The 20,953-nt window shown below is 65.6% G+C and carries 21 protein-coding genes and 1 tRNA gene; 9 read left to right on the forward strand and 13 right to left on the reverse strand.

Going from position 1 to position 20,953, the window contains the following annotated elements:
- Positions 1–2: 2 nt before the first annotated feature.
- From IVB24_RS00245 to IVB24_RS00270, 6 genes are all read right to left on the reverse strand, one after another.
- Positions 3–1,142: an amidohydrolase/deacetylase family metallohydrolase gene (locus IVB24_RS00245; RefSeq protein WP_247774257.1), complete on the reverse strand. Its 1,140-nt coding sequence runs from the start codon at positions 1,140–1,142 to the stop codon at positions 3–5.
- Between the two features lie 122 nt (positions 1,143–1,264).
- Positions 1,265–1,341: transfer RNA gene (locus tag IVB24_RS00250), tRNA-Arg, on the reverse strand.
- A 100-nt stretch (positions 1,342–1,441) separates the two neighbouring features.
- Positions 1,442–2,398: a tripartite tricarboxylate transporter substrate-binding protein gene (locus IVB24_RS00255; RefSeq protein WP_247771692.1), complete on the reverse strand. Its 957-nt coding sequence runs from the start codon at positions 2,396–2,398 to the stop codon at positions 1,442–1,444.
- Between the two features lie 50 nt (positions 2,399–2,448).
- Positions 2,449–2,820: a cupin domain-containing protein gene (locus IVB24_RS00260; protein WP_140482243.1), complete on the reverse strand. Its 372-nt coding sequence runs from the start codon at positions 2,818–2,820 to the stop codon at positions 2,449–2,451.
- A 27-nt stretch (positions 2,821–2,847) separates the two neighbouring features.
- Positions 2,848–3,486, reverse strand: a complete 639-nt coding sequence (locus IVB24_RS00265) for an RraA family protein (RefSeq protein ID WP_247771693.1) — start codon at positions 3,484–3,486, stop codon at positions 2,848–2,850.
- A gap of 25 nt (positions 3,487–3,511) precedes the next feature.
- Positions 3,512–5,029, reverse strand: a complete 1,518-nt coding sequence (locus IVB24_RS00270) for an AMP-binding protein (protein WP_247771694.1) — start codon at positions 5,027–5,029, stop codon at positions 3,512–3,514.
- Between the two features lie 232 nt (positions 5,030–5,261).
- On the opposite strand from IVB24_RS00270, the gene IVB24_RS00275 reads away from it, so the two are divergent.
- Positions 5,262–5,882, forward strand: a complete 621-nt coding sequence (locus IVB24_RS00275; protein ID WP_247771695.1) for a hypothetical protein — start codon at positions 5,262–5,264, stop codon at positions 5,880–5,882.
- A 116-nt stretch (positions 5,883–5,998) separates the two neighbouring features.
- Here the strand turns inward: IVB24_RS00275 and IVB24_RS00280 are convergent, their stop codons facing one another.
- Both IVB24_RS00280 and IVB24_RS00285 read right to left on the reverse strand, forming a co-directional pair.
- Positions 5,999–6,214 carry a hypothetical protein gene (locus tag IVB24_RS00280; protein ID WP_166467407.1) on the reverse strand — a complete coding sequence of 72 codons (216 nt, stop codon included), beginning with the start codon at positions 6,212–6,214 and terminating at the stop codon, positions 5,999–6,001.
- 17 nt (positions 6,215–6,231) lie between these two features.
- Complete coding sequence (locus IVB24_RS00285; RefSeq protein WP_247771696.1) at positions 6,232–7,239, reverse strand: 2-dehydropantoate 2-reductase; 1,008 nt, start codon at positions 7,237–7,239, stop codon at positions 6,232–6,234.
- Between the two features lie 161 nt (positions 7,240–7,400).
- Between IVB24_RS00285 and IVB24_RS00290 the strand changes: the two genes are divergently transcribed.
- The gene (locus tag IVB24_RS00290; RefSeq protein WP_247771697.1) at positions 7,401–7,973 is read left to right on the forward strand and encodes a YidB family protein; all 573 of its coding nucleotides are present in this window, start codon (positions 7,401–7,403) and stop codon (positions 7,971–7,973) included.
- A gap of 42 nt (positions 7,974–8,015) precedes the next feature.
- On the forward strand, positions 8,016–8,288 hold the full coding sequence (locus tag IVB24_RS00295; protein WP_080586664.1) for a GlsB/YeaQ/YmgE family stress response membrane protein: 273 nt from the start codon (positions 8,016–8,018) through the stop codon (positions 8,286–8,288).
- Positions 8,289–8,474: 186 nt separating this feature from the next.
- Here the strand turns inward: IVB24_RS00295 and IVB24_RS00300 are convergent, their stop codons facing one another.
- Positions 8,475–9,260 (reverse strand): SDR family oxidoreductase, encoded by a 786-nt coding sequence (locus tag IVB24_RS00300; protein WP_247771698.1) that lies wholly within the window; start codon positions 9,258–9,260, stop codon positions 8,475–8,477.
- 258 nt (positions 9,261–9,518) lie between these two features.
- Here IVB24_RS00300 and IVB24_RS00305 point away from each other — a divergent pair, with 258 nt between their 5' ends.
- From IVB24_RS00305 to IVB24_RS00315, 3 genes are read left to right on the forward strand one after another with little or no spacing between them, the layout of a single operon-like run.
- The gene (locus IVB24_RS00305; RefSeq protein WP_247771699.1) at positions 9,519–10,583 is read left to right on the forward strand and encodes an acyl-CoA dehydrogenase family protein; all 1,065 of its coding nucleotides are present in this window, start codon (positions 9,519–9,521) and stop codon (positions 10,581–10,583) included.
- Positions 10,584–10,599: 16 nt separating this feature from the next.
- Entirely contained in the window at positions 10,600–11,760 is a 1,161-nt protein-coding gene (locus IVB24_RS00310) for an acyl-CoA dehydrogenase family protein (RefSeq protein ID WP_008133127.1), read from the forward strand.
- Positions 11,761–11,800: 40 nt separating this feature from the next.
- Complete coding sequence (locus IVB24_RS00315; RefSeq protein WP_094973437.1) at positions 11,801–12,613, forward strand: enoyl-CoA hydratase/isomerase family protein; 813 nt, start codon at positions 11,801–11,803, stop codon at positions 12,611–12,613.
- Positions 12,614–12,725: 112 nt separating this feature from the next.
- Here the strand turns inward: IVB24_RS00315 and IVB24_RS00320 are convergent, their stop codons facing one another.
- From IVB24_RS00320 to IVB24_RS00330, 3 genes are all read right to left on the reverse strand, one after another.
- Entirely contained in the window at positions 12,726–13,472 is a 747-nt protein-coding gene (locus IVB24_RS00320) for a hypothetical protein (protein WP_247774258.1), read from the reverse strand.
- A gap of 2 nt (positions 13,473–13,474) precedes the next feature.
- The gene (locus IVB24_RS00325; RefSeq protein ID WP_247771700.1) at positions 13,475–14,263 is read right to left on the reverse strand and encodes an enoyl-CoA hydratase; all 789 of its coding nucleotides are present in this window, start codon (positions 14,261–14,263) and stop codon (positions 13,475–13,477) included.
- A 124-nt stretch (positions 14,264–14,387) separates the two neighbouring features.
- Positions 14,388–15,593, reverse strand: a complete 1,206-nt coding sequence (locus IVB24_RS00330) for an ABC transporter substrate-binding protein (RefSeq protein ID WP_094973440.1) — start codon at positions 15,591–15,593, stop codon at positions 14,388–14,390.
- Between the two features lie 312 nt (positions 15,594–15,905).
- Here IVB24_RS00330 and IVB24_RS00335 point away from each other — a divergent pair, with 312 nt between their 5' ends.
- Together IVB24_RS00335 and IVB24_RS00340 are read left to right on the forward strand one after the other, a co-directional pair.
- A complete protein-coding gene (locus IVB24_RS00335; protein WP_346771387.1) occupies positions 15,906–16,667 on the forward strand; it encodes a thermonuclease family protein in 762 nt (253 codons plus the stop codon).
- Between the two features lie 135 nt (positions 16,668–16,802).
- The gene (locus tag IVB24_RS00340; RefSeq protein WP_247774259.1) at positions 16,803–18,194 is read left to right on the forward strand and encodes a M48 family metalloprotease; all 1,392 of its coding nucleotides are present in this window, start codon (positions 16,803–16,805) and stop codon (positions 18,192–18,194) included.
- Between the two features lie 80 nt (positions 18,195–18,274).
- Here IVB24_RS00340 and IVB24_RS00345 read toward each other — a convergent pair whose 3' ends face one another.
- Entirely contained in the window at positions 18,275–19,603 is a 1,329-nt protein-coding gene (locus tag IVB24_RS00345; RefSeq protein ID WP_094973441.1) for an MFS transporter, read from the reverse strand.
- Between the two features lie 181 nt (positions 19,604–19,784).
- Between IVB24_RS00345 and cyoA the strand changes: the two genes are divergently transcribed.
- Positions 19,785–20,945, forward strand: a complete 1,161-nt coding sequence (gene cyoA, locus IVB24_RS00350) for a ubiquinol oxidase subunit II (RefSeq protein WP_094973442.1) — start codon at positions 19,785–19,787, stop codon at positions 20,943–20,945.
- Positions 20,946–20,953 lie beyond the last annotated feature (8 nt).

Genomic DNA, 20,953 nt, shown 5'->3' on the forward strand with positions numbered 1-20,953 from the left:
GCTCACTTCGGATGCCACCACCGGCCGCCGATGACGACGCCTTCGGACACGATCTTGCGGTCGCCGATCAAATGCTCGCCGACGACGTCCTCGTAGTCGAACTGGCCTTGCTTCACCGTAACAAGCGTGGCGTCGCCGACGCTGCCGGGCTTGAGGCTGCCGAGCTCGGGGCGGCGTAGCGCCATCGCCGCGTTCACCGTCGAGGCCGCAATCACGTCGGACAGCTCCATGCCCATGCACAGGAATTTCGACATGGTCGTGACCTGGTCGAAGGCCGGGCCGTCGATGCAGAGCTGGTGGATGTCCGAGGAAATCGTGTCCGGATAGAAGCCGTTGGCGAGCATGGCGCGCGCGGTCTTGAACGCGAACGAGCCCTTGCCGTGGCCGATGTCGAACAGCACGCCGCGCTCGCGCGCGTCCAGCACCGCCTTCTTGACCGTGCCTTGCGCAGTCGCCGGCGTGTTGGGAAAGGGACGGAACGCATGGGTGAGCACGTCGCCGGGACGCAAACGGGCCAGCACCTCCTCATAGCTCGGCGGCGGATGGTCGATATGCGCCATCAAGGGCATGCCGACCTCGTTGGCGACCTCGAGCGCGATGTCGAGCGGGACGGCCCCTGAGGTCCCCGACGAGTGCAGGCCCACACGCACCTTGATGCCGACGATGAGATCGCGATTGGCGTCCGCCACCTTCGCGGCCTCGATCGGATTCATCAGCCGCAACTCCTCGCTTTCGCCGACCATGATCCGGTGCGAGAAACCGAAGATGCCGGCATGCGAGACGTGCAGATAGGCGAGGATGCGAACCTGGCTCGGCTCGATCACATGCTTGCGAAAGCCGGCGAAATTGCCGGGGCCCGCGCTGCCGGTGTCGACCGCCGTGGTGACGCCGGAGAGCCGGCAGAATTCCTCGGCGTCGATCCCGAGCGAAGTACCGCCCCAATAGACATGGGTGTGGAGATCGATCAGCCCCGGCGTCACGATGAACTGCGAGACGTCGCGCACCTCGGTCCCCGGATCAGCCTTAAGCCCGGTCCCGACCGCGGCAACCTTGCCACCGGCGAAGGCGACGTCGGTTATGGCATCGAGCTTCTGAGAGGGATCGACGACGCGTCCGCCGCGCAGGATCAGGTCGAAGGGCATCATCGTCTCCGGGTGTGTGGCGGTGAGCTGCTGGCAAAGCCGGCTGAAGGAGGTAGCCCCTGCTTCTAGCAATTCTTGCGCCGGAGAGCTTGCCGCGCGGAGAGGACAACTGAATGTGAGCTTGGCGATCCCGGCATGACTCGAACATGCGACCTACGGTTTAGGAAACCGCCGCTCTATCCGGCTGAGCTACGGGACCGCGGAACCCGCTCGTCGCGGGTTGCCTGAGGTGTACATATCAAAGCGAGGGCCAAACCGGAAGCCCTCGCCGCGATCAATGCAGCCGTCGGCGGGCGGGTCTACGCCCTGATATTATTGTCCTTCACCACCTTGCCCCAAGTCGCGACCTGCTTGTCGAAGAAGGTCTTGAAGGCTGCGCCGTCCTGGAGCAGCAGCGTCATGTGCTGGGTGTCCTTGAGCTGGGCGGCGGTCGCGGGCTCGCTCAGGATTTCCTTGGACGCTGCCGCGAAGGCTGCGACGACATCGGGCGGCGTGCCTACGGGCGCGAAGATGCCCCACCAGGCCAGCGTCTCGAAATCCGGAAAGCCCGCCTCGATCGCGGTCTGCGTATCCGGCAGGGCCGGCAGCCGCTCGCGGCCGAGCTGCAGGATCGGATGCAGCATGTTGGTGCCGAGCTGGGCTGCGACCAGCGCCGCCGATCCCGCGATGAGATCGACATGGCCGCCGAGCACGTCGTTCATGGCCGGCCCGCCGCCGCGATAGGGCACGTGCATGATCTCGACGCCGGCCTTGCTGCCGAGCACGGTCATGGCGAGATGGCCGAGCGTGCCGATGCCGACCGAGGCGTATTTCACCGCGCCCGGCGTCGCCTTGCAGGCCGCGACCACGTCGGCGAAGCTCTTGTAGGGACGGCCGGCGCCGGCGGCGATCACGTAGGGCGCGGTGCCGATCAGCAGCACCGGCATCAGCTCGCGCTCGACGTCGACCGGCGGCTTGTCGAGGATCGACGGGATCACCGCGTGGGAATCGAAGGTGACCAGGAACGAGGTGCCGTCCGCCGGGCTCTTGGCGACCTGCGCCGCGCCGAGCGCGCCGGCCGCGCCCGACTTGTTCTCGACCACGACGATGCGGCCGAGCTTGGTTTGCAGGCTGGCCTGCAACAGCCGCGCCATCGCGTCGGTCGAGCCGCCCGGCGGAAACGGCACCACCAGCGTGATCTTTCCGGCCTGCGCGCTTGCCGGCGTCAATGCGAGAATGGCCGGTGCGGCCAGCAGCGTGCGTCGTGTGATCGTCATGGTCCCCTCCCGTTTTATCTTGCGCCCGGCTTTGTGCTCTTTGGCGCTTGCTAGGTCGTGCCGAAGCCCGATCCTGCTTTCTTGTATTCTGGCCGAGGCGGACTGAAGATGTCCAGCACCCGGGCGCCATCGGGGCCAGCACGCATGGTGTGCGGCACATTACCCGGGGTGCGCCAGAAATCGCCCTTCTTCACCGCAATCTCCTCGTCGCCCTGGACGCGGATCGCGGAGCCGTCGAGCAGCACGCCCCATTGCTCCTCGGGATGGTGGTGCAGCGTGCCTTGCGCGTGCGGCGCCAGCGTCACCACCGACAGCATCGCCTGCTCGCCGGAGAAGATGCGCGTGGTCACCCCCGCCGTGAGCTCGCGGAACAGCCCGTCGCTGGGATCGTCGATATTGTGGAATTCTTCCTTCTGACTCACGCCGTCCTCCCCTTCGTTCTCGCCTGATCAGGATTTTCCATACGAGCCCTGATAGCGGCCCTCGCGGATCGCCTTCAGCGTCTCCTCCTCGCGCGCGACCTGGGCACGGACTGCCTCCAGCAGCGCAGCCGCGCCCGCGGCGGGAAACGACACCACGCCATCCTCGTCGCCGACGACGATGTCGCCGGGCGAGATCACGCTGCCGCCGATCGTGACGGGCACGTTGATCTCGCCGGGACCGTTCTTGTAGGGACCGCGGTGGATCACGGCACGGGCGTAGCAGGGAAAATCGTCGGCCGCGAACGCCGCGACATCGCGGATCGCGCCGTCGATGACGTAACCTTCGGCTTTGCGCCATTGCGCGATGTTCTTCATGATCTCGCCGACCAGCGCGCGGGTTTCGTCACCACCGCCGTCGACCACGATGACGTCGCCGGGGCCGACCAGTTCGAGCGCCCGGTGGATGGCGAGATTGTCGCCTCGGCGGGTGCGCACCGTGAAGGCCGTGCCCACCAGCTTGGCCCCGCGGTGATAAGGCTTCAGCCCGACTGCGCCGGGGAGGCGGGCGAGATTGTCTGAAATGACCGAGGTCGGCGCACCGCGAAAGCCCTCGATGATCCCGGCCGGCGGCTTCGGCACGCTGTTCGCTGCAATGGTGATCGTCATGTCCCAGAACCCTTCCGTGTTTTTCTTATTCAGCGTGCGCCCGCGCCTTCGCCGGCCATATCCGGAAGGCGCGCCCCTCCTTCATCCACGCTGCGCGCTCGTCGCGCAACAGGGTGCGGCGGACTTTTCCGGAATCATCGCGCGGCGGCGCGCCGACGAACTCGAAGCTTTCAGGGTGCTTGTAGCGGCTGAGCCTGTCCTTCAGGAACTCCGCCATGCCGTCGGCGATCGCCTGGCCATCGCTGTCCGGCTCCGGCTCGATGATGGCGTGCACGCGCTGGCCGAGCTCCGGATCGGGCAACCCGACCACCACGCAGGAGCGCACGCCCGGACACTCGGAGACCGCAGCCTCGACCTCGGCCGGATAGATGTTGGCGCCGCCGCGCAGCACCATGTCGGCGAGGCGATCGCCGAGATAGAGATAGCCTTCGGCATCCAGCCGGCCGATATCGCCGAGCGATTCCCAGCCGTCGCTGCGCCGCTTCGGCTCGGCGCCGAGATAGTGATAGGTGGCGTCCCTGCCGTCATTGTTGAGGAAATAGATCTCGCCGGTCTCGCCGGGCGCGACGTCGCTGCCATCCTCGCCGATGATGCGCAGCTTCGCCATGTCGCCGATCTTGCCGACCGAGCCCTTGTGCGTCAGCCAGTCCGTGCCCGAGATGATGCAGGCGCCCTGCCGCTCGGTGCCGCCATAGAGCTCCCAGATCCGCTCCGGGCCGAGCCAGGCGATCCAGTTCTCCTTCAGCCAAGGCGGCATGGGCGCGGCCATGTGAAACACGGTCTGCAGGCTCGACAGATCATAGGCGTTGCGCACCTGCTCCGGCAGCGCCCAGATCCGGTGCATCATGGTCGGCACGAAATTGATCCATTGCACGTGCTCGCGTTCGATCTGCCACAACGTCTCCTCGGCGTCGAACTTGGTAAGACCGGTGAGCTTGCCGCCGGTGAACAGCGCGTAATGCGACACGATGAACGGCGCATTGTGATAGAGCGGCCCCGGGTTGAGCAGCGAAACCCCGAAGGGAATATTCAGCGGCGGCGCGGCGACCGTGTCGGTCACGGCCGGCTGATGATCGAGGATCACTTTCGGCCGGCCGGTCGAGCCGCCGGAGGTCATAGCCTTCCAGTAGCGCGCCACCGGCGGAGCGAGCGCCTCATCCGAAAATCCTTCCGGTACGAAATCCGCCGGCAGACCATTCGGCGCGTTCCAATCGGCCTCGCCGCCGACCACCAGCGCGGGCTTGAGAATGTCGAGCACGGCAGCGGCCTCGCCGCGCGGCAGCCGCCATGACAGCGAGGTCGGCGTCGCCCCGCACTTCCACACCGCAAACGAAGTCTCGAAGAACGCATTGCCGTTGGGCAGTCCGATCGCAACGAAATCGCCGGGCCTGACGCCCTTGGCCGCGAACGCCCGCGCCCGCCGGTTGGCACCGCGCTCGAGCTGGTCCCATGTCAGCGTGTCCTGCCCATGGCGGATTGCGATCGTGCCTTGCGGTTTGCGTTCAGCGTACCAGCGCGGCACGTCGGACAGGGGCAGCAACATCAGGCGTTTCCATTTCGTCTTCTTGGCGTCGCCTCGGGAGTGAGGCGCTCGCAAGGCGAAGTGTAGCATCCAGCCGGAGCGACGCTGTGACTCCTGCGCCACGTCAAGCGCAAAATGTCAGCATTGCAGCCATGAAATTCCCAAGTTCCATGGGTGACAAGCCGGCGATAAAGGGGCAAAAATCCGACTCGACTCAGTTTGGGTTGAGTTTTGCAAGGAATGCTCTCGTAGAATGTCTCCCGTGATTGCATGGCCTCGTGCGGCGCTGCTTCCCGTCACCGCAGCAGGATTACTCCTGCTGGCGATGCCGCATGCCCAGGCGCAATGGTGGAAACGCGCGCCGGTCGACTTCGAGGAATGCGCCGACGCCGCCGAGAAGGCCGCGACCAAGGCCGAGAAGACATCCGCGCTCGCCGATTGCAACGCCAAGTTCGCCGGTCGCCGCAAGCCGGGGGGCGGCTACTCCTATTACGATTTCCTGCAGGATCGCACCTTCGACATCGCCGGCCCCAATCCGACGCCGGAGGAGCAGAAAAAGATCGACACAGCCTATACCGCCTATCTCGCCAAAGAGCGCCGCAACAACGAAGCGGCCGAGGCTGCCGCCCGTCAGCAGCGCGAGCAGCAGGAACTGCAGGCGCGGCAGCTCCAGCAGGTCGCGCTACGAACCGAGGTCGCGCGCGTGCCTGTCCCGGTCGAGCGGCCGAAAGTCCAGCAGACCGTCGGCCAGCGAAAAGGCGCGCCCTGCGCCAAGGGCTCGTTCTCCTGCGAATGGCCGCGCCTGTCGGAAAGCCTGAACGATCTGAAGAAGCTGTTCAATCCGCCCGCGAGCAAGCCGGCGAAGAAGGGCTGAATTTCTAGCACTCGCTTGTAGGGTGAGCAAAGGCGCGCGCTCCGCGCACCGTGCCCACGACGCTGGCAAGACAGAGAAAGATGGTGGGCACGCTTTCGCTTTGCCCCCCTAGAAACTCAATTGCCTTGCTTCTTCTTGCTGCGCTTCGGTTTGACCACCGGCGCCGTCACTGGCTCGGCGACAGTCGGCGAACTCCCCAACTGCGACCGGCTCTCCTGCAATCGCCTATCGTAGCCGGGCGAGTTCATCACCGTCGGCGGCCTCGCATAGGCCAGCGTCGAGGCGCCGCAGAGCGCGGCGAGCGCGAGCCCAATCCCTAGACAATACCTCATGGCATGCTCCATCGTCCCTAGGCCATGCCGCGGATCTGCTGCGGCGTCAGCCGCGGCGGACCGTTGCCGGCGGCTTCAGCTTCCCTGATCAGCGCAACAATGCGGCGCATCAGCGGCACGTCGACATGGTTTTTTTCGGCGAGCGCGATGACCGCTCCCTGCAGATAGTCGATCTCGGTCCTGCGGCCCTGTTTCAAATCCTGCCACATCGAGGAGCGCGCCTCGGGATCGATCTTCATGGTCCGCCCCAGGATCGCGTTGAAGATCACGTCGGGCAGCCGCAGCAGCGTCGGCGTCCAGTTCATCGGAATCGGCGTCGCCGAGACCGGCGCGATGCCGGCGGCCTTCAGCGCGGCCAGCCCCTCGGCCATCTGATCGGCGAACAGCCTGCGCCAGTCGCGGTTTGCCAGTTGCGCGGCAAGCGGCAAGTCGGACAATGCGCTGAGCGCGTTGTTGAGATTGATGATCAGCTTGCCCCATTGCACGCCGGTGATGTCACCGCTCGCGCGCACCCTGAGACCGGCCACCGAGAGCGCCGCGGCCGTGTTCCCCGCATCCTCTCCGACATGGATGTCGCCGGAGGTCGAGCGGTGGAAACGGCCCTCGCCCATCGCGATCACGTTGAACGGCACCATGCCGGCGAGCACGCGGCGGCTGCCGAGGCGCTCGCGCAGCACCGCGACATTGCCGATGCCGTTCTGGAGCGAGACGATGACGGCATCCTCAGGCGCGTGCTGCGCGATCTGGTCCGCGACATTGGCGGTGTCGGCGCTCTTCACCGTGACCAGCACGATGCCGGCGCTGTGGAAGATCGCGGGATCCTCCGACAGCGCGAGCTGGCCCGCGCCCAGCTTTTTCTCGGAACCGTCGAAGCCGGTGAGCCGCAGGCCGAACCGCTCGATCTCGGTCTTGAGCCGCGGCCGCACCAGCAGCGCGACACGGCGGCCCGAGGCGGCCAGTTGGCCTCCGACGAAGCAGCCGATGGCGCCCGCGCCGGCTACCACGATCGGTCGATCCGTCATCACCTCGCCTTGCTCCCTGAACGACCGCCTTCGATAGCAGAGGCGAAGCCGGCAACCAATCGCGTCGCATCCGACTTGTAACGGTCATGAGAGCCCCATATGTTTTTGGCCCGGGGGCAGTCAGCGGCGAGCGCTCGCCGAACGAGACGCCAAAGGAGAGCACCATGGGTCTACTCGACGTCCTCAACGGCATGCAGAACGGCCCGCGCGGCCCCGCTACGCCGAGTTCCGAGAAATCCTCCGGTGGCATGTCGCCGATGACCATGGCGCTGCTCGGGCTGCTTGCCTGGAAGGCGTTCAAGCACATGACTGCAAACCAGTCCGGTACGGCGCCGCAGCCGTCGCCGACGCCTGCCCCTCCGCCGGTGAACGCGGACAGCGGCGGTCTGGGCGGTCTCGGAGGCCTGCTCAAAGGCGGGCTCGGCGGCCTGCTCGCGGGCGGCGCGGCCGGCACCGTGCTGAGCGGCGGGCTCGGCGATCTCCTCAACCAGCTCCAGCAGGGCGGCCAGGGCGACACCGCGAATTCCTGGGTCGGCAAGGGCCAGAACAAGCCGATCGCACCCGGCGATCTCGCCAACGCACTCGGCGCCGACCAGATCGAAAGCCTGTCCGCCCAGAGCGGCCTGTCGCGCGACGAGTTGCTCAGCGGCCTCAGCCAATATCTGCCGCAGGTGATCGATCATCTGACGCCGGACGGACGGCTGCCGACCGAGCACGAGCTCTCGGGCAAACTTTGATCGGACCTTGATCGACGCGCTTTCGGGAAGGGGAGCACACTCATGAGCATGGGCGGCCTGTTGTGGATCATCGTCGTCGGCTTTATCGCCGGCCTCATCGCGCGCTGGCTCGCGCCGGGGCCGAATAACCCGAGCGGCTTCATCCTCACCACCATCCTCGGCATCGCTGGCGCGTTTCTCGCCACCTTCATCGGCCAGGCCATCGGCCATTACAGCCCCGACCAGGGCGCCGGCTTCATCATGGCCACGATCGGCGCGGTGGTGGTGCTGTTCATCTGGCACCGCCTGGTGGCGAGCGGCGTGATCAAGGGGTAGCCACTGTCCCGCTGAAGGTGGCACGCCGCCCCCCACGTCGTCATGCCCGGGCTTGACCCGGGCATCCACGTCTTTCGATCTGCGCGACGACACGTGGATGGCCGGGGCATAGGCGGAGCGGAAGCGACGCCGTCCTTCGGACGGCTATGCCCGGCCATGACGCGGAGAGAGACTTGCCGAGCCCCCTCACGTAATCAAATGCATCCCCGCATCCATGCGCACGACTTCGCCGGTCATGTTGCTGGAGGCCGGCATCGCCAGGAAGCAAACCAGCTGCGCGATGTCCTCGGCGGTCGAGGCGACCTTGAGCGGCACCTTCGCCACCACGCTGTCGCGCACCTGCTTGGCGCCGGCCTCGCCGCGACCCTTGGTGAACCAGGGCGTGTCGATATAGCCAGGGCATACCGTGTTGACGCGGATCAGCGGCGCCAGCGCACGCGACAGCGACAGCGTCATGGTGTTGAGCGCGCCCTTGCTCGCGGCGTAGGCGATCGACGAACCGACACCGCTGATGCCGGCGACCGAGGACACGTTGACCACCGCGGAGGGGCGCCCCGCAGCCTTCGCACCGGCCTCGAGCAGGCTGCGCGCGGCGCGCACCATCTGGAACGGGCCGATGGTGTTGACTCCATACAGGCGCTGGAAGTCTTCCGCCGACAACCCGTCGAGGTCGGCGTGAGCAACATGCTTGGTGGTGCCGGCATTGTTGACGAGGATGTCAAGCCGGCCCCAGCCGCTGGCTGCCGCAACGATCTTGCGGCAATCCTCATCCTTCGAAACGTCACCCTGCGCGACCAGAACTTCCGGAGAGCCCGCCTTGCGGCAAACCTCCGCGGTCGCCTCAGCCTCCTTCTGGCTCGACGAATAGTTGATGACGAGCCGCGCCCCGCTGCGCGCGAGAATTTCCGCGGTTGCCGCGCCAAGGCCGGATGCAGACCCCGTCACGATTGCGCACAGACTATCTTTGGCCATCCGGATTTCCTTCCCCTGGTTCTGATGCAAGCCTTAGATTGCTGGCCTTGTTTAGCGAGTTTGCCGCGCCCTGCAAATCGAGCAAACTCCGCTAAGCGGAATTAGCCTCCTATTGATCCCAGCCCATGCCGGAGCCGCAGGTTGACCTGCGATCAACGCTTGTCAGGGCCATGGCTTTTTCGGATCATCGGGCGCAAGAAGACCTGCGCGGTTCGCTCACCAAGCGGGACGCGCCAACGGCAAAACACGGGGAACGCTGTGGCGGAGAGTGACAATATCGTCGTCGAGACCGCGGAGAAGATCTTCGCCGATCTCGCCGATCCGCAAACCATCAACAACGACAAGAAGAATGCCTGGCAGGCGCCGCTGTGGCGGGCGCTGAGCGAAGCCGGCCTGCCATTGTCCTGGGTACCCGATGATCTCGGCGGCTCCGGCGCGAGCCTTGCCGACGGCTTTACCCTGCTGAACGCCGCCGGCCGTTTCGCGGTCGCGGTTCCGCTCGCCGAGACCATGCTGGCCGGCTGGCTGCTGGCGCAGGCGAAGATCGCATCGCCCGAGGGCGAAATGACGGTGCTGCCGGCGTCGCCGAAGGACCGCATCACCCTCGATGCCGACGGTTCGCTCTCCGGCCGCGCCCGCGGCGTACCCTATGCCAAGGCGGCGAAGCATTTTGCGGTGCTGGCGCACGGCAAGGAGGGCGTCTCGATCGCCCTGGTCGATGCCGGCAAGGTCCGGATCGAGTCCGGGCTCAATGTCGGCTACGACCACAGCGACACCGTGACGCTCGACAAGGTCCAGCCCGTCACTCGCAAATCCGCGCCGAAGGCGTTTGACCAGACCACGATGATGCTGATGGGCGGCGTTGCGCGCAGCCTGCAGATCGCGGGCGCGCTGGAGTCCATGCTCGACATCTCCGTGCGCTATTCCAACGAGCGCGTCGCCTTCGAGAAGAAGATCTCGAAATTCCAGGCCGTGCAGCACAATCTCGCCCGTCTCGCCGGCGAATCCGCCGCGGCCCTTGCGGCCGCGACCTCAGCTGCCGACGCTATCGCCAATGCAACATCGTTCAACGACGAGGTCTATCTCGAAGCGGCCTCGGCAAAAATTCGTTGCGCGGAAGCGGCGGAAAAAGGCGGCGCCATCGCCCATCAGGTGCACGGCGCGATCGGCTTCACCCTCGAGCACATCCTTCACCGCTATTCGTTGCGAGCGCTGGCCTGGCGCGACGATTTCGGTTCGGAAAGCCACTGGGCCGTCGAGCTCGGCAAGCTGGTCGCAAACCGTGGCGCCGACGAATTGTGGCCGCTCGTGGCTTCGCGCTGATCAGGGAGAGAAACACATGACCGCTGCCCTCCGTTTCGACCCGATCCGCCTGCCCGAGAAGTGCGAGCAATTGCGCAAGGAAGTGCGCGCGTTCCTGGCCGAAGAGATCGCCGCCGGCACTTTCGACCCGCACAAGCCCAACCGCGAAGACACCGACGCACCGGAATTTTCCCGCCGCGTCGGCGCCAAGGGCTGGCTGGGGATGACCTGGCCGAAGAAATATGGTGGCCAGGAGCGCTCCTTCCTCGAACGCTACGTGGTGACCGAGGAGATGCGCGTCGCCAACGCGCCGACGCGGCGCTTCTTCGTCGCCGACCGCCAGAGCGGGCCGGTGCTGATCAAATACGCGCCTGAACATATCAAGATGGACATCCTGCCGCGCATTTGCCGCGGCGAGATCTGCTTCGCTATCGGCATGAGCGAGCCGAATTCCGGCTCCGACCTGTTCGCGGCGAAGACGCGTGCGACCAAGACCGACGGCGGCTATCTGATCAACGGCACCAAGATCTGGACCTCGTCGGCGCATATCGCCGACTACATGATCGCGATCTTCCGCACGTCACAGCCGACCAAGGAAAATCGTCGTCACGGTCTGACGCAGTTCCTGGTCAAGATGAAGCAGCCGGGTATCCAGGTGAACCCGATCGGCCAGATCACCGGCCAATACGAGTTCAACGAAGTCGTCTTCACCGACTTCTTCGTCCCCGACGATCACGTGCTCGGCGAAGTCGATGGCGCCTGGAAGCAGGCAACCAGCGAGCTCGCCTATGAGCGTTCGGGCCCCGAGCGCTTCCTCGAGACTTATTACGTGCTGACCGAGCTGGTCCGCGCTGTCGGCCCCAATCCAGATACGCGCAGCGCCGAAGGCATCGGCCGTCTCGTGGCTCAGCTCCATACCATGCGGCGCATGTCGGTCTCTGTTGCCGGCATGCTGCAGGCCGGCAAGGAGCCGGTGGTGGAAGCGTCGATCGTCAAGGACATCGGCACGGTCTGGGAGCAGCAGCTGCCGCATCGCGTGCGGGATCTCGCCGCCTTCGTCGAGGAGACCGCGACCAACCGCGAGACGCTGGAGCGGCAGCTCGACTTCGCCATCAAGACCGCGCCGAAACTCACCATCCAGGGCGGCACCACCGAAGTGCTGCGCGGCATCATCGCCCGCGGACTTGGTTTGCGCTAGTCGCGCGGCCTGGCCTGCGCTAATTTAATCGAGGATCACCATGAGCACCTATAAAGACATCGGCGTCGAGAGGGTCGGACATGTCGGCACCATCGAGATCCGCCGCCCGCCGCTGAACTTCTTCGACATTTCGCTGATCAACCAGATCGCGGATGCGCTCGACGAATTCGACCGCGACATCGAGATCCGCGCCTCGGTTCTGTCGGCGCAAGGCAAGGCTTTCTGTGCCGGCGCAAACTTTGGCGATCCGGCGCGGCAGGCGCAGGAAGCGCGTGAGGCCGAGAAGAAGGGTGACCCCGCCGACAATCTCGGCCCGATCAACCATCTCTACATCCAGGCCGTGCGCATCTTCCGCGCCAAGAAGCCGATCGTCGCCGCCGTGCAGGGCGCAGCCATCGGCGGTGGGCTCGGCCTTGCGGTGTCGGCAGACTTCCGCGTCACCTGCCCCGAAGCGCGCTTCTCCGCCAACTTCACCAAGCTCGGCTTCCATCCCGGCTTCGGCCTGACGACGACGCTGCCCGAGCTGATCGGCAAGAACAACGCCGAGCTGATGTTCTACACCAGCCGCCGCGTCACCGGCGAAGAGGCGTACAAATGGGGTCTCGCCAACGAGCTGGTGCCGCAGGACCAGGTCAAGGCCGCCGCGATGAAGCTCGCCGGCGAGATCGCCGAATGCTCGCCGCTCGGCCTGCTCTCGACCCGCGCCACGATGCGCGCGGGATTGGCCGACCGCGTCATGGCCGCGACCAACCACGAGCTGGGCGAGCAGACCCGGCTGCGCGCGACGGAAGATTTCAAGGAAGGCGTGAAGGCGACGGAAGAACGGCGCACCGCGAACTTCAAGGGGCGATAAGGCCAGAATGCCGTAGGGTGGGCAAAGGCGCGCGAGCGCCGTGCCCACCATCGTGCCTCCAGTGAAAAGAGCGTGGGCACGCTATGCTTTGCCCACCCTACTCTTCGCTCACTCAGCTCAGGCGAAACGTTACGCCGCCCAGTGCAAACGCGTTGCCTTCCACCGCAACCCCTCGCGCCTTCGCAGTAGCCAGCACGCGCGCGACGTCGGCTACGCGAAACTCCAGCGCGCTCATGATCTCGCTGGCACCGTTGACGAAGCGGAAGGTCGCATTGGGCAATTTTAGTTCGGTGCCTACAGGCTCGACACCGATGATCTTGCCCCAATGCTGCGCCAGCCCCTGCGGATCCGGGCTCTGCATCTCCACCACCGTCAGCGCCTGCGTCACGTCCTTGCGGATGAATTTCTGCCAGTCCGGCCCGGCCGGCGGGTACGGCCCCAAAATATCGTCGCTGCCTGCGGTGTGGTTGAACTCGATGAAGGCGGCGCGGCAGTCGCGGGGGTGGAGCTGCACGCCGTGATAGGGCACGTGGTCGATGACATTGGCGGTGCGCACGCCAAGCGCGTTGGCGGTGCGCCCGCGCTCGTCGGGATCGTTGCAGCAGAAGATCGCCATATAGCCGCCATGGCCGCCGGTCTTTTCGATGAAGCGGCCGGCCGTGGTACCGTCCTGGAAGGGCGCGACCACCTCCAGCAAGATCGTGTCGACCGGCAGCAGCGCGTTCTCCAGACCGTATTTCGCGACGTTGCCGTCACGATAGCAGACGGCGAGGCCCATGATCTCCGCGATGTCGGAGATGACGGGCGCGAGGTGCGGCGCGACCAGGCAGATCTGCCGCAACCGCAGATAGGGCGCCATGGTCATGCGCCCTTGAAGCTCGGCTTGCGCTTCTCCACGAAGGCCTTGGCGGCCTCCTTATGGTCCTCGGTATCGCTGCAGCGGGTGTGGTGGATCGCCTCGCCGTCGAAGCAATCCTCCAGCGGCAGATGCTCGGCGTTGTTGATGTTGCGCTTGATGAAGCCGAGCGCGATCGACGGGCCCTGCGCCAGCGACAGCGCGAGTTCACGGGCCGCAGTCTCGATCTCCGCGTCGGGCACGACCTTGGTCACCATGCCGATCGCGTGCGCCTCCTTCGCCGTCAGCACCGGCGACATCAGATAGAGCTCGCGCGCCCGCGCGCTGCCCAGCAACTGGGTCAAGAAGTAGGTGCCGCCGTAGTCGCCGGAGAAGCCGACCTTGGCGAAAGCGGTGGTGATCTTGCAGGATTCGGAGGCGATGCGCAGATCGCAGGACAGCGCCATCGAAAGACCGGCGCCGGCCGCGGCGCCGTCGAGCTGCGCCACGACGGGTTTCGGCATCTGGTGCAGGATGCGCGAGACCTCCATGCCGCGGCGCAGGTTCGCCATTTTCACCTCGAACGGCAGCGGCGCACGGCCTGCCGCCATCGACTTGACGTCGCCGCCGACACAGAACGAGCCGCCGGCCCCCTTGAACAGCACCGCGCGCACCTCCGGATCGTCGGCCGCCCGCCGCGCCGCCTCGACCAGCCCGGCCACCATCTCGGGGTTGAGCGCGTTCTTCCGCTCCGGGCGATTCATAGTGATGGTGAGCAGGCCGCCTTCGAGCTTTTGCAGAACCATGTCGTTCATGGGGCGTCTCCCTTGTTGTTGTTTTGCTCGGTCATTCCGGGGCGCGCCGCGTAGCGAGAGCTACGGGAGCCCCGGGATGACGATCTGTCGTGAGGCGCGCGCGTCGTCGCAACGACTCACGCCCTCATTTCTTCACGAGCGGACAGCGCGACTGCTCCAGCGGCTGGAACGCTTCGCTGCCGGGCACGGTGGCCAGCAGCTTGTAATCGTCCCACCGTCCCTTGGATTCCGACGGCTTCTTCACCTCGAACAGATACATATCGTGGATCATGCGGCCGTCCTCGCGGATCTTGCCACCCTTTGCAAAGAAGTCGTTGATCGGCGTTTCCTTCATCACCTTCATCACGGCGGCGGCGTCGGTTGTGCCGGCTGCCTTCACCGCCTTCAGGTAATGCGTGACGGAGGAATAGACGCCGGCCTGCGCCGAGGTCGGCACCCGCTTGGTTCGCTCCATGAAGCGCTTCGAGAACGCGCGCGTGTCGTCGTTGAGGTCCCAGTAGAACGCCTCGGCCAGCAGCAGGCCCTGCGCAGTCTCCAGCCCGATCGAGTCGATGTCCGACACGAAGGCCAGCAGCGGCGAGACCTTCTGGCCGCCCTTGGTGATGCCGAACTCGGCCGCCTGCTTGATGGCGTTGACGGTGTCGCCGCCAGCGTTGGCAAGGCCGATGACCTTGGCCTTGGAGGCCTGGGCCTGAAGCAGGAACGACGAGAAATCCGAGGTGTTGAGCGGATGACGCACGCTGCCGAGCACCTTGCCGCCGGTCTTAGTGACGACCGCGCTGGTGTCCTTCTCCAGATCCTGGCCGAAGGCGTAGTCGGCGGTGAGGAAGAACCAGCTGTCGAGGCCGGTTTTCACCGCTGCAAGGCCGGTCACGTTGGCCTGTCCGTAGGTGTCGAACACGTAATGGATGGTGTAGGGACCGCAGGCTTCGTTGGTGAGACGGATCGAGCCCGGACCGTTGAACATGATGATCTTGTTGCGCGCCTTTGCGATCTCGCCGGCGGCAAGCGCGGTTGCGGAAGCCGCGACGTCGTAGATCATCTCGACACCCTGGTTGTCGAGCATGTCGCGGGCGATGTTGGCGGAGAGATCGGCCTTGTTCTGATGGTCGGCCGCCAGCACCTGGATCTTGCGCCCCAGCACCTCGCCGCCGAAATCCTCCACCGCCATCTTGGCCGCGGTCTCGCTGCCGGGACCGGTGATGTCGGCATAGAGGCTCGACATGTCGAGGATGCCGCCGATCTTGAGAGGTGGCTTGTCCTGGGCCTGCACGGCGCTCGCACTGAGGGCGAACGCGGCGGCAAAAATGCCCGACAAAATTTGCTTCATGGAAAAAGATCTCCCTTATCGCGCCGTACTCTGATGGCGGCTTGGTTATTGCTCTTGGTTATAGTTGATGGCAATTGCTGTTGCCGCAATCATGCCGCATGCGCAAGAGGGCAGCAAGCGCGCGGCGCGATGCGCGCAGGGAATGCCGCGCATGTTTTCCGCAAAGCGGAATGGTGGAATGACGCAAGATGTTTCCGCGTCATTGCCAGCGTGTGAGGCAACAGCGCTCCACATTCGAAGGCCCCTTCGTCGTTGGCATCGTTTGAGTTATGATCGAAGCACAACGCAACCTCTCCGGGTCACGTGGCACGACTGCTTCATCTTATCGTCGCTTTCCTTCTCCTCGCGAACCACACCGCGCTCGCGACGCCGTGCCAGTTCGAATCGCAAGGCGAGGGCCGCGTCGTCGCGATCGTCGATGCCCGCAGTGTCCGTCTCGATGACGGCCGCGAAATCCGCCTCACCGGCATCGAGCCCACGGCGGCGACGAAGCAGGCGCTGGCCTCGCGGCTCGCGAGCCGCGACATCACACTCCGGGGCACCGACGACACACCCGACCGCTACGGCCGGCAGGGCGCGATGGTCTTCATCGGCGAGAGCGACACCCCGGTGCAGGCCATGCTGCTCGCCCAGGGCGACGCCATGGTCTCCGCCGAGATCAGCGACAAGGACTGCGCGGCTCTCCTGATGGCGTCGGAGGCCGCAGCACGGCGCCAAAAAATTGGCAGCTGGGCTGACCCGTCGGCCATAAAAAACGCGGAAAGTCCGGACGATATTTTGGCGGGGATCGGGCGTTTTGTGGTGGTCGAGGGTAAAGTCCTGTCGGTCCGGCAAGCTGGGGCAACGACCTACCTCAACTTCGGACGGAACTGGACACGTGGCTTTGCCGTGACTATTTCAAAGCGCACCCTACCGGCGTTCGAAAGCGCCGGCATCACCCTTAAGTCCTTGGAAAATAAACGTGTTCGAGTCCGGGGCTGGGTCGAGGGAAGTGTGGGGCCGCGGATCGATGTGCGGTTCGTGGGGCAGGTCGAGTTGCTGGGTGCAAACGAACCGACAGGGGTAAGGCCCTAAAGAGGGGCCAGGCACGGGTTAAACGACGTGAATGGGGTGCTAGAACGGCACGTACGGAACCAACGCCGCCGCCTGCGGGCGGCGCCGGCCGCGCTATGCCTCGTGCTGGGCACGTCGCTCGCGGGCTGCGGCGACATGGCCCGGTTCCAGACCGCCGCCGTCCCCGCCACCGTCGCGATGCCGAAGCCGAAGCCGGCCGTAGCCCAAACCCCGGCCACCGAGAAGGAGCACGAGCGGATCCTGGCAAGCTATGGCGGCACCTATGACGATCCCAGGCTCGAATCCCTCGTCAGCAAGACCGTCGACCGGTTGGTCGCCGCCTCGGATCGTCCCGACCAGGGCTACAAGGTCACCATCCTCAATTCCGGCGCGGTGAACGCCTTCGCGCTGCCGAACGGCCAGCTCTATGTCACGCGCGGACTTCTCGCGCTCGCCAGCGACACCTCGGAATTGTCGTCCGTGCTCAGCCACGAGATGGCGCATGTGCTGTCCAAGCACGCCGCGATGCGCGAGGACCAGGCGCGCCAGGCCGCGATCGTCACCCGTGTCGTTACCGACATGAGCAACGATCCGGATATCACCGCGCTGGCGCTGGCCAAGACCAAGCTCACCATGGCGAGCTTTTCGCGCAAGCAGGAGCTCGAGGCCGACGGCATCGGCGTCGGCATTTCCGCCAAGGCGCATTTCGATCCCTATGGTGCGGCACGCTTCCTCTCGGCGATGGAGCGCAATGCCGAGCTGAAAGCGGGCAAGAACTCGCTCGATCCGCGCGCGCAGGATTTCACCTCGTCGCATCCGGCGACCCCGGAGCGCGTGCAGAACGCGCAGACCATTGCGCGGCAATATACTGCGCCTGAAGGCGCCGAGCGCGACCGCGAGACCTATCTCGCGGCGATCGACAACCTCGTCTACGGCGAAGACCCCAGCGAAGGTTTCGTCCGCGGCCGCCGCTTCCTGCATCCGAAGCTGGGCTTCACCTTTCAGGCGCCGGACAATTTCACGCTCGACAACACCGCCCAGGCCGTGATCGGCGTACGCGAGGGCGGCGCACAGGCGATGCGTTTCGACGTGGTGCGCGTCCCGGCCGAGCAGTCGCTCGGCGACTACCTCAACTCCGGCTGGATGGAGGGCGTCGAGAAGGCGTCCACCGAAGACATCACCATCAACGGCTTTCCGGCTGCCTCCGCCGCCGCCAGGGGCGACCAGTGGCAGTTCAAGGTCTACGCGCTGCGCTTCGGCAGCGACGTCTACCGGTTCATCTTCGCGACCCGGCAGAAGTCGACCGAGAGCGAGCGCAACGCGCGCGAGACCGTCAATTCATTCCGCCGCCTGACGCTGGACGAGATCCAGGCCGCCCGTCCGCTGCGCATCAAGGTCATCACCGTGCAGCCCGGCGACACCGTGGAATCGCTCTCACACCGCATGGCCGGCGTCGATCATCCCGCCGAGCGCTTTCGCGTGCTGAACGGCCTCGATCGCACCGCGCAGGTGAAGGTGCGTGACCGCGTGAAGATCGTGGCGGATTGACGTGCGCTAAGAGCACGTCAATCCCGGGGCGCGCTTAGCGCGAACCCGGGATCTCGCTCCGCAAACTCCGCCGTTTGGATCTAACGCCCCGCGTCCATGTCGCCGGCCTCGCGCTGGCCGCTGAGCCAGAGCGCGAGCAGCGTCCAGAACGCGCCTGACAGCAGATACGCGCCCGAGGCGATGACGCCGAGATTGGTGGCGAGCAGCAGCGCGACCAGCGGAGCGAAACCGGCGCCGAACAGCCAGGCCATGTCCGACGTCAGCGCGGACGCCGTGTAGCGATAGGTCTGCTTGAAGTTCGAGGCGATCGCGCCCGAGGACTGGCCAAAGGACAGGCCGAGCAGGATGAAGCCGATCACCATGTAGATGGTCTCGCCGAACGCGCCGGCGTCGAGCAGCTGCGGGGCAAAGCCGCTGTAGATCGCAATCGCGATCGCCGATCCCATCAGCAGCGATTTGCGCCCCACCCGGTCGGCGATGATGCCGGAGGCCACGATTGCGCCGACGCCGAACACGGCAGCGACGATCTCGATGATCAGGAAGCGCACCGGGCTTTCGCGGGTGAACAGGAACACCCAGGACAGCGGAAACACCGTGACCATGTGGAACAGCGCGAAGCTCGCGAGCGGCGCGAACGCGCCCAGCATGATGTTCTGGCCTTCGCGTGCGACGGTCTCGGAAATGCGCGCGGGCTGCAATTCGCGGGTCTCGAACAACGAGGCATATTCCTCCGTCGTCACCATGCGCAGGCGGGCGAACAGCGCCACCACGTTGATGGCGAACGCGACGAAGAACGGATAGCGCCAGCCCCAGTCGAAGAAATCGTCGGCCGAGAGATTGCCGGCGAAATAGGCGAACAGCGCGCTCGCCACGATCAGCCCGAGCGGGGCCCCGAGCTGCGGCACCATCGCGTACCAGCCCCGCTTGGAAGGCGGCGCATTCAGCGCCAGCAGCGAAGCCATGCCGTCCCAGGCGCCGCCCCAGGCCAGACCCTGCGCGATGCGCGCCAGCGCCAGCAGCCAGATCGCCGCGGCGCCGATCTCGTGATAGCCGGGCAGGAACGCGAGCGCGACCGTGGCGGTGCCGAGCAGGAACAGCGCCGAGATCAGCTTGGCGGTCTTGCCGTAGGCACGGTCGACCGTCATGAAAATCACGGTGCCGATCGGCCGGGCCATGAAGGCCAGTGCGAACACCATGAAAGAATAAAAGGTGCCGTTTAGCTCACTCGCGAACGGGAACACCAGCCGCGGGAACACGATCACCGAGGCGATCGCGAAGACGAAGAAGTCGAAGAATTCCGAGGTACGACCGATGATGACGCCGATGGCGATCTCGCCGGGACTGGCCTGGTCGTGGCCGTGCTCGCCCGAGTGGAGATCTGCCATTGCGGGGGTCTGTGCCGTCGCCATGCGTGCGCCCTTAACGTCCTGAAAACCAAAGCCGACCGCCCGGCGGGGCGCCAGGCAATCCGGCTTTGTCTGACCCAACATTCCGCACTGCAACATTGGACAAATTGTCCAATGTCCGGATTGCTGCGCCGCAGCTACCCGTTGGCCCCGCAAAAGAAACTCATTCTCAAAGGCTCGGCCCGTGTCTCGTCTCAAGATCCTGGCGCTACTACCTCTGGCTGCCGCGCTCAGCGGCTGCGACTACGTCGTGCTGGCGCCAGCCGGCGATATCGCCGCGCAACAGCGCGACCTCGTCATCATCTCCACCGTCCTGATGCTGCTGATCGTCGTCCCCGTGATGGCGCTGACGGTGCTGTTCGCCTGGCGCTATCGCCAGTCCAACACGGCTGCTCGCTACGAGCCGGAATGGGATCACTCGACCGCGCTCGAGCTGGTGATCTGGTCCGCACCGCTGCTGATCATCGTCTGCCTGGGCGCGCTGACCTGGATGGGCACGCACCTGCTCGACCCCTATCGCACGCTCGGCCGCATCCATGCCGACCGCGCCGTGGACCAGTCCAAGGCTCCGCTCGAGGTCGACGTCGTCGCGCTCGACTGGAAGTGGCTCTTCATCTATCCGGACTACGGCATCGCCACCGTCAACGAGCTCGCCGCTCCGGTCGATCGTCCGATCAACTTCCGCATCACCGCGTCCTCGGTGATGAACTCGTTCTACATCCCCGCACTCGCCGGCCAGATCTACGCGATGCCGGGCATGGAGACCAAGCTCCACGCGGTGGTGAACCACGCCGGCAGCTACAGGGGCTTCTCGGCCAATTACAGCGGTGCCGGCTTCTCCGGCATGCACTTCAACTTTCAGGGCCTCGACGACAAGGGTTTCGACGCCTGGGTCGCCAGCGCCAAGTCGGCCGGCGGCTCGCTCGGCCGCGCCGAATATCTCCAGCTCGAGAAGCCCAGCCAGAACGAGCCGGTGCGGCGCTGGGGCACCGTCGATGCCGATCTCTATCGCCTGATCCTCAACATGTGCGTCGAGACCGGCAAGATGTGCCAGAGCGAGATGATGGCGATCGACGCCAAGGGCGGCAACGGCCATGAGGGCCTGAACAACACGCTGCCGCTGGCCTACGACAAATACGCCCGCCGCGGCACGGCGCTCGGGCCGGAGCCGAGCTTCGTGGCCGGCACCTGCACGCCCGATGCGCCGCAAGGCAAGACTACGGCGTCGATCACGGCTCCCGTCGACACGGCGCCGCTGCTCGGCGCCGGCCTGAAGCGGCCGGGCTTCACGCCGCTCAAGTCCTCGTCCTTCTTCCTCGGACTGCGTCCGAAGTCAGATTCCTAAAGAGATCC

The sequence above is a fragment of the Bradyrhizobium sp. 192 genome, assembly GCF_023100965.1.
Taxonomy (GTDB): Bacteria; Pseudomonadota; Alphaproteobacteria; order Rhizobiales; family Xanthobacteraceae; genus Bradyrhizobium; species Bradyrhizobium symbiodeficiens.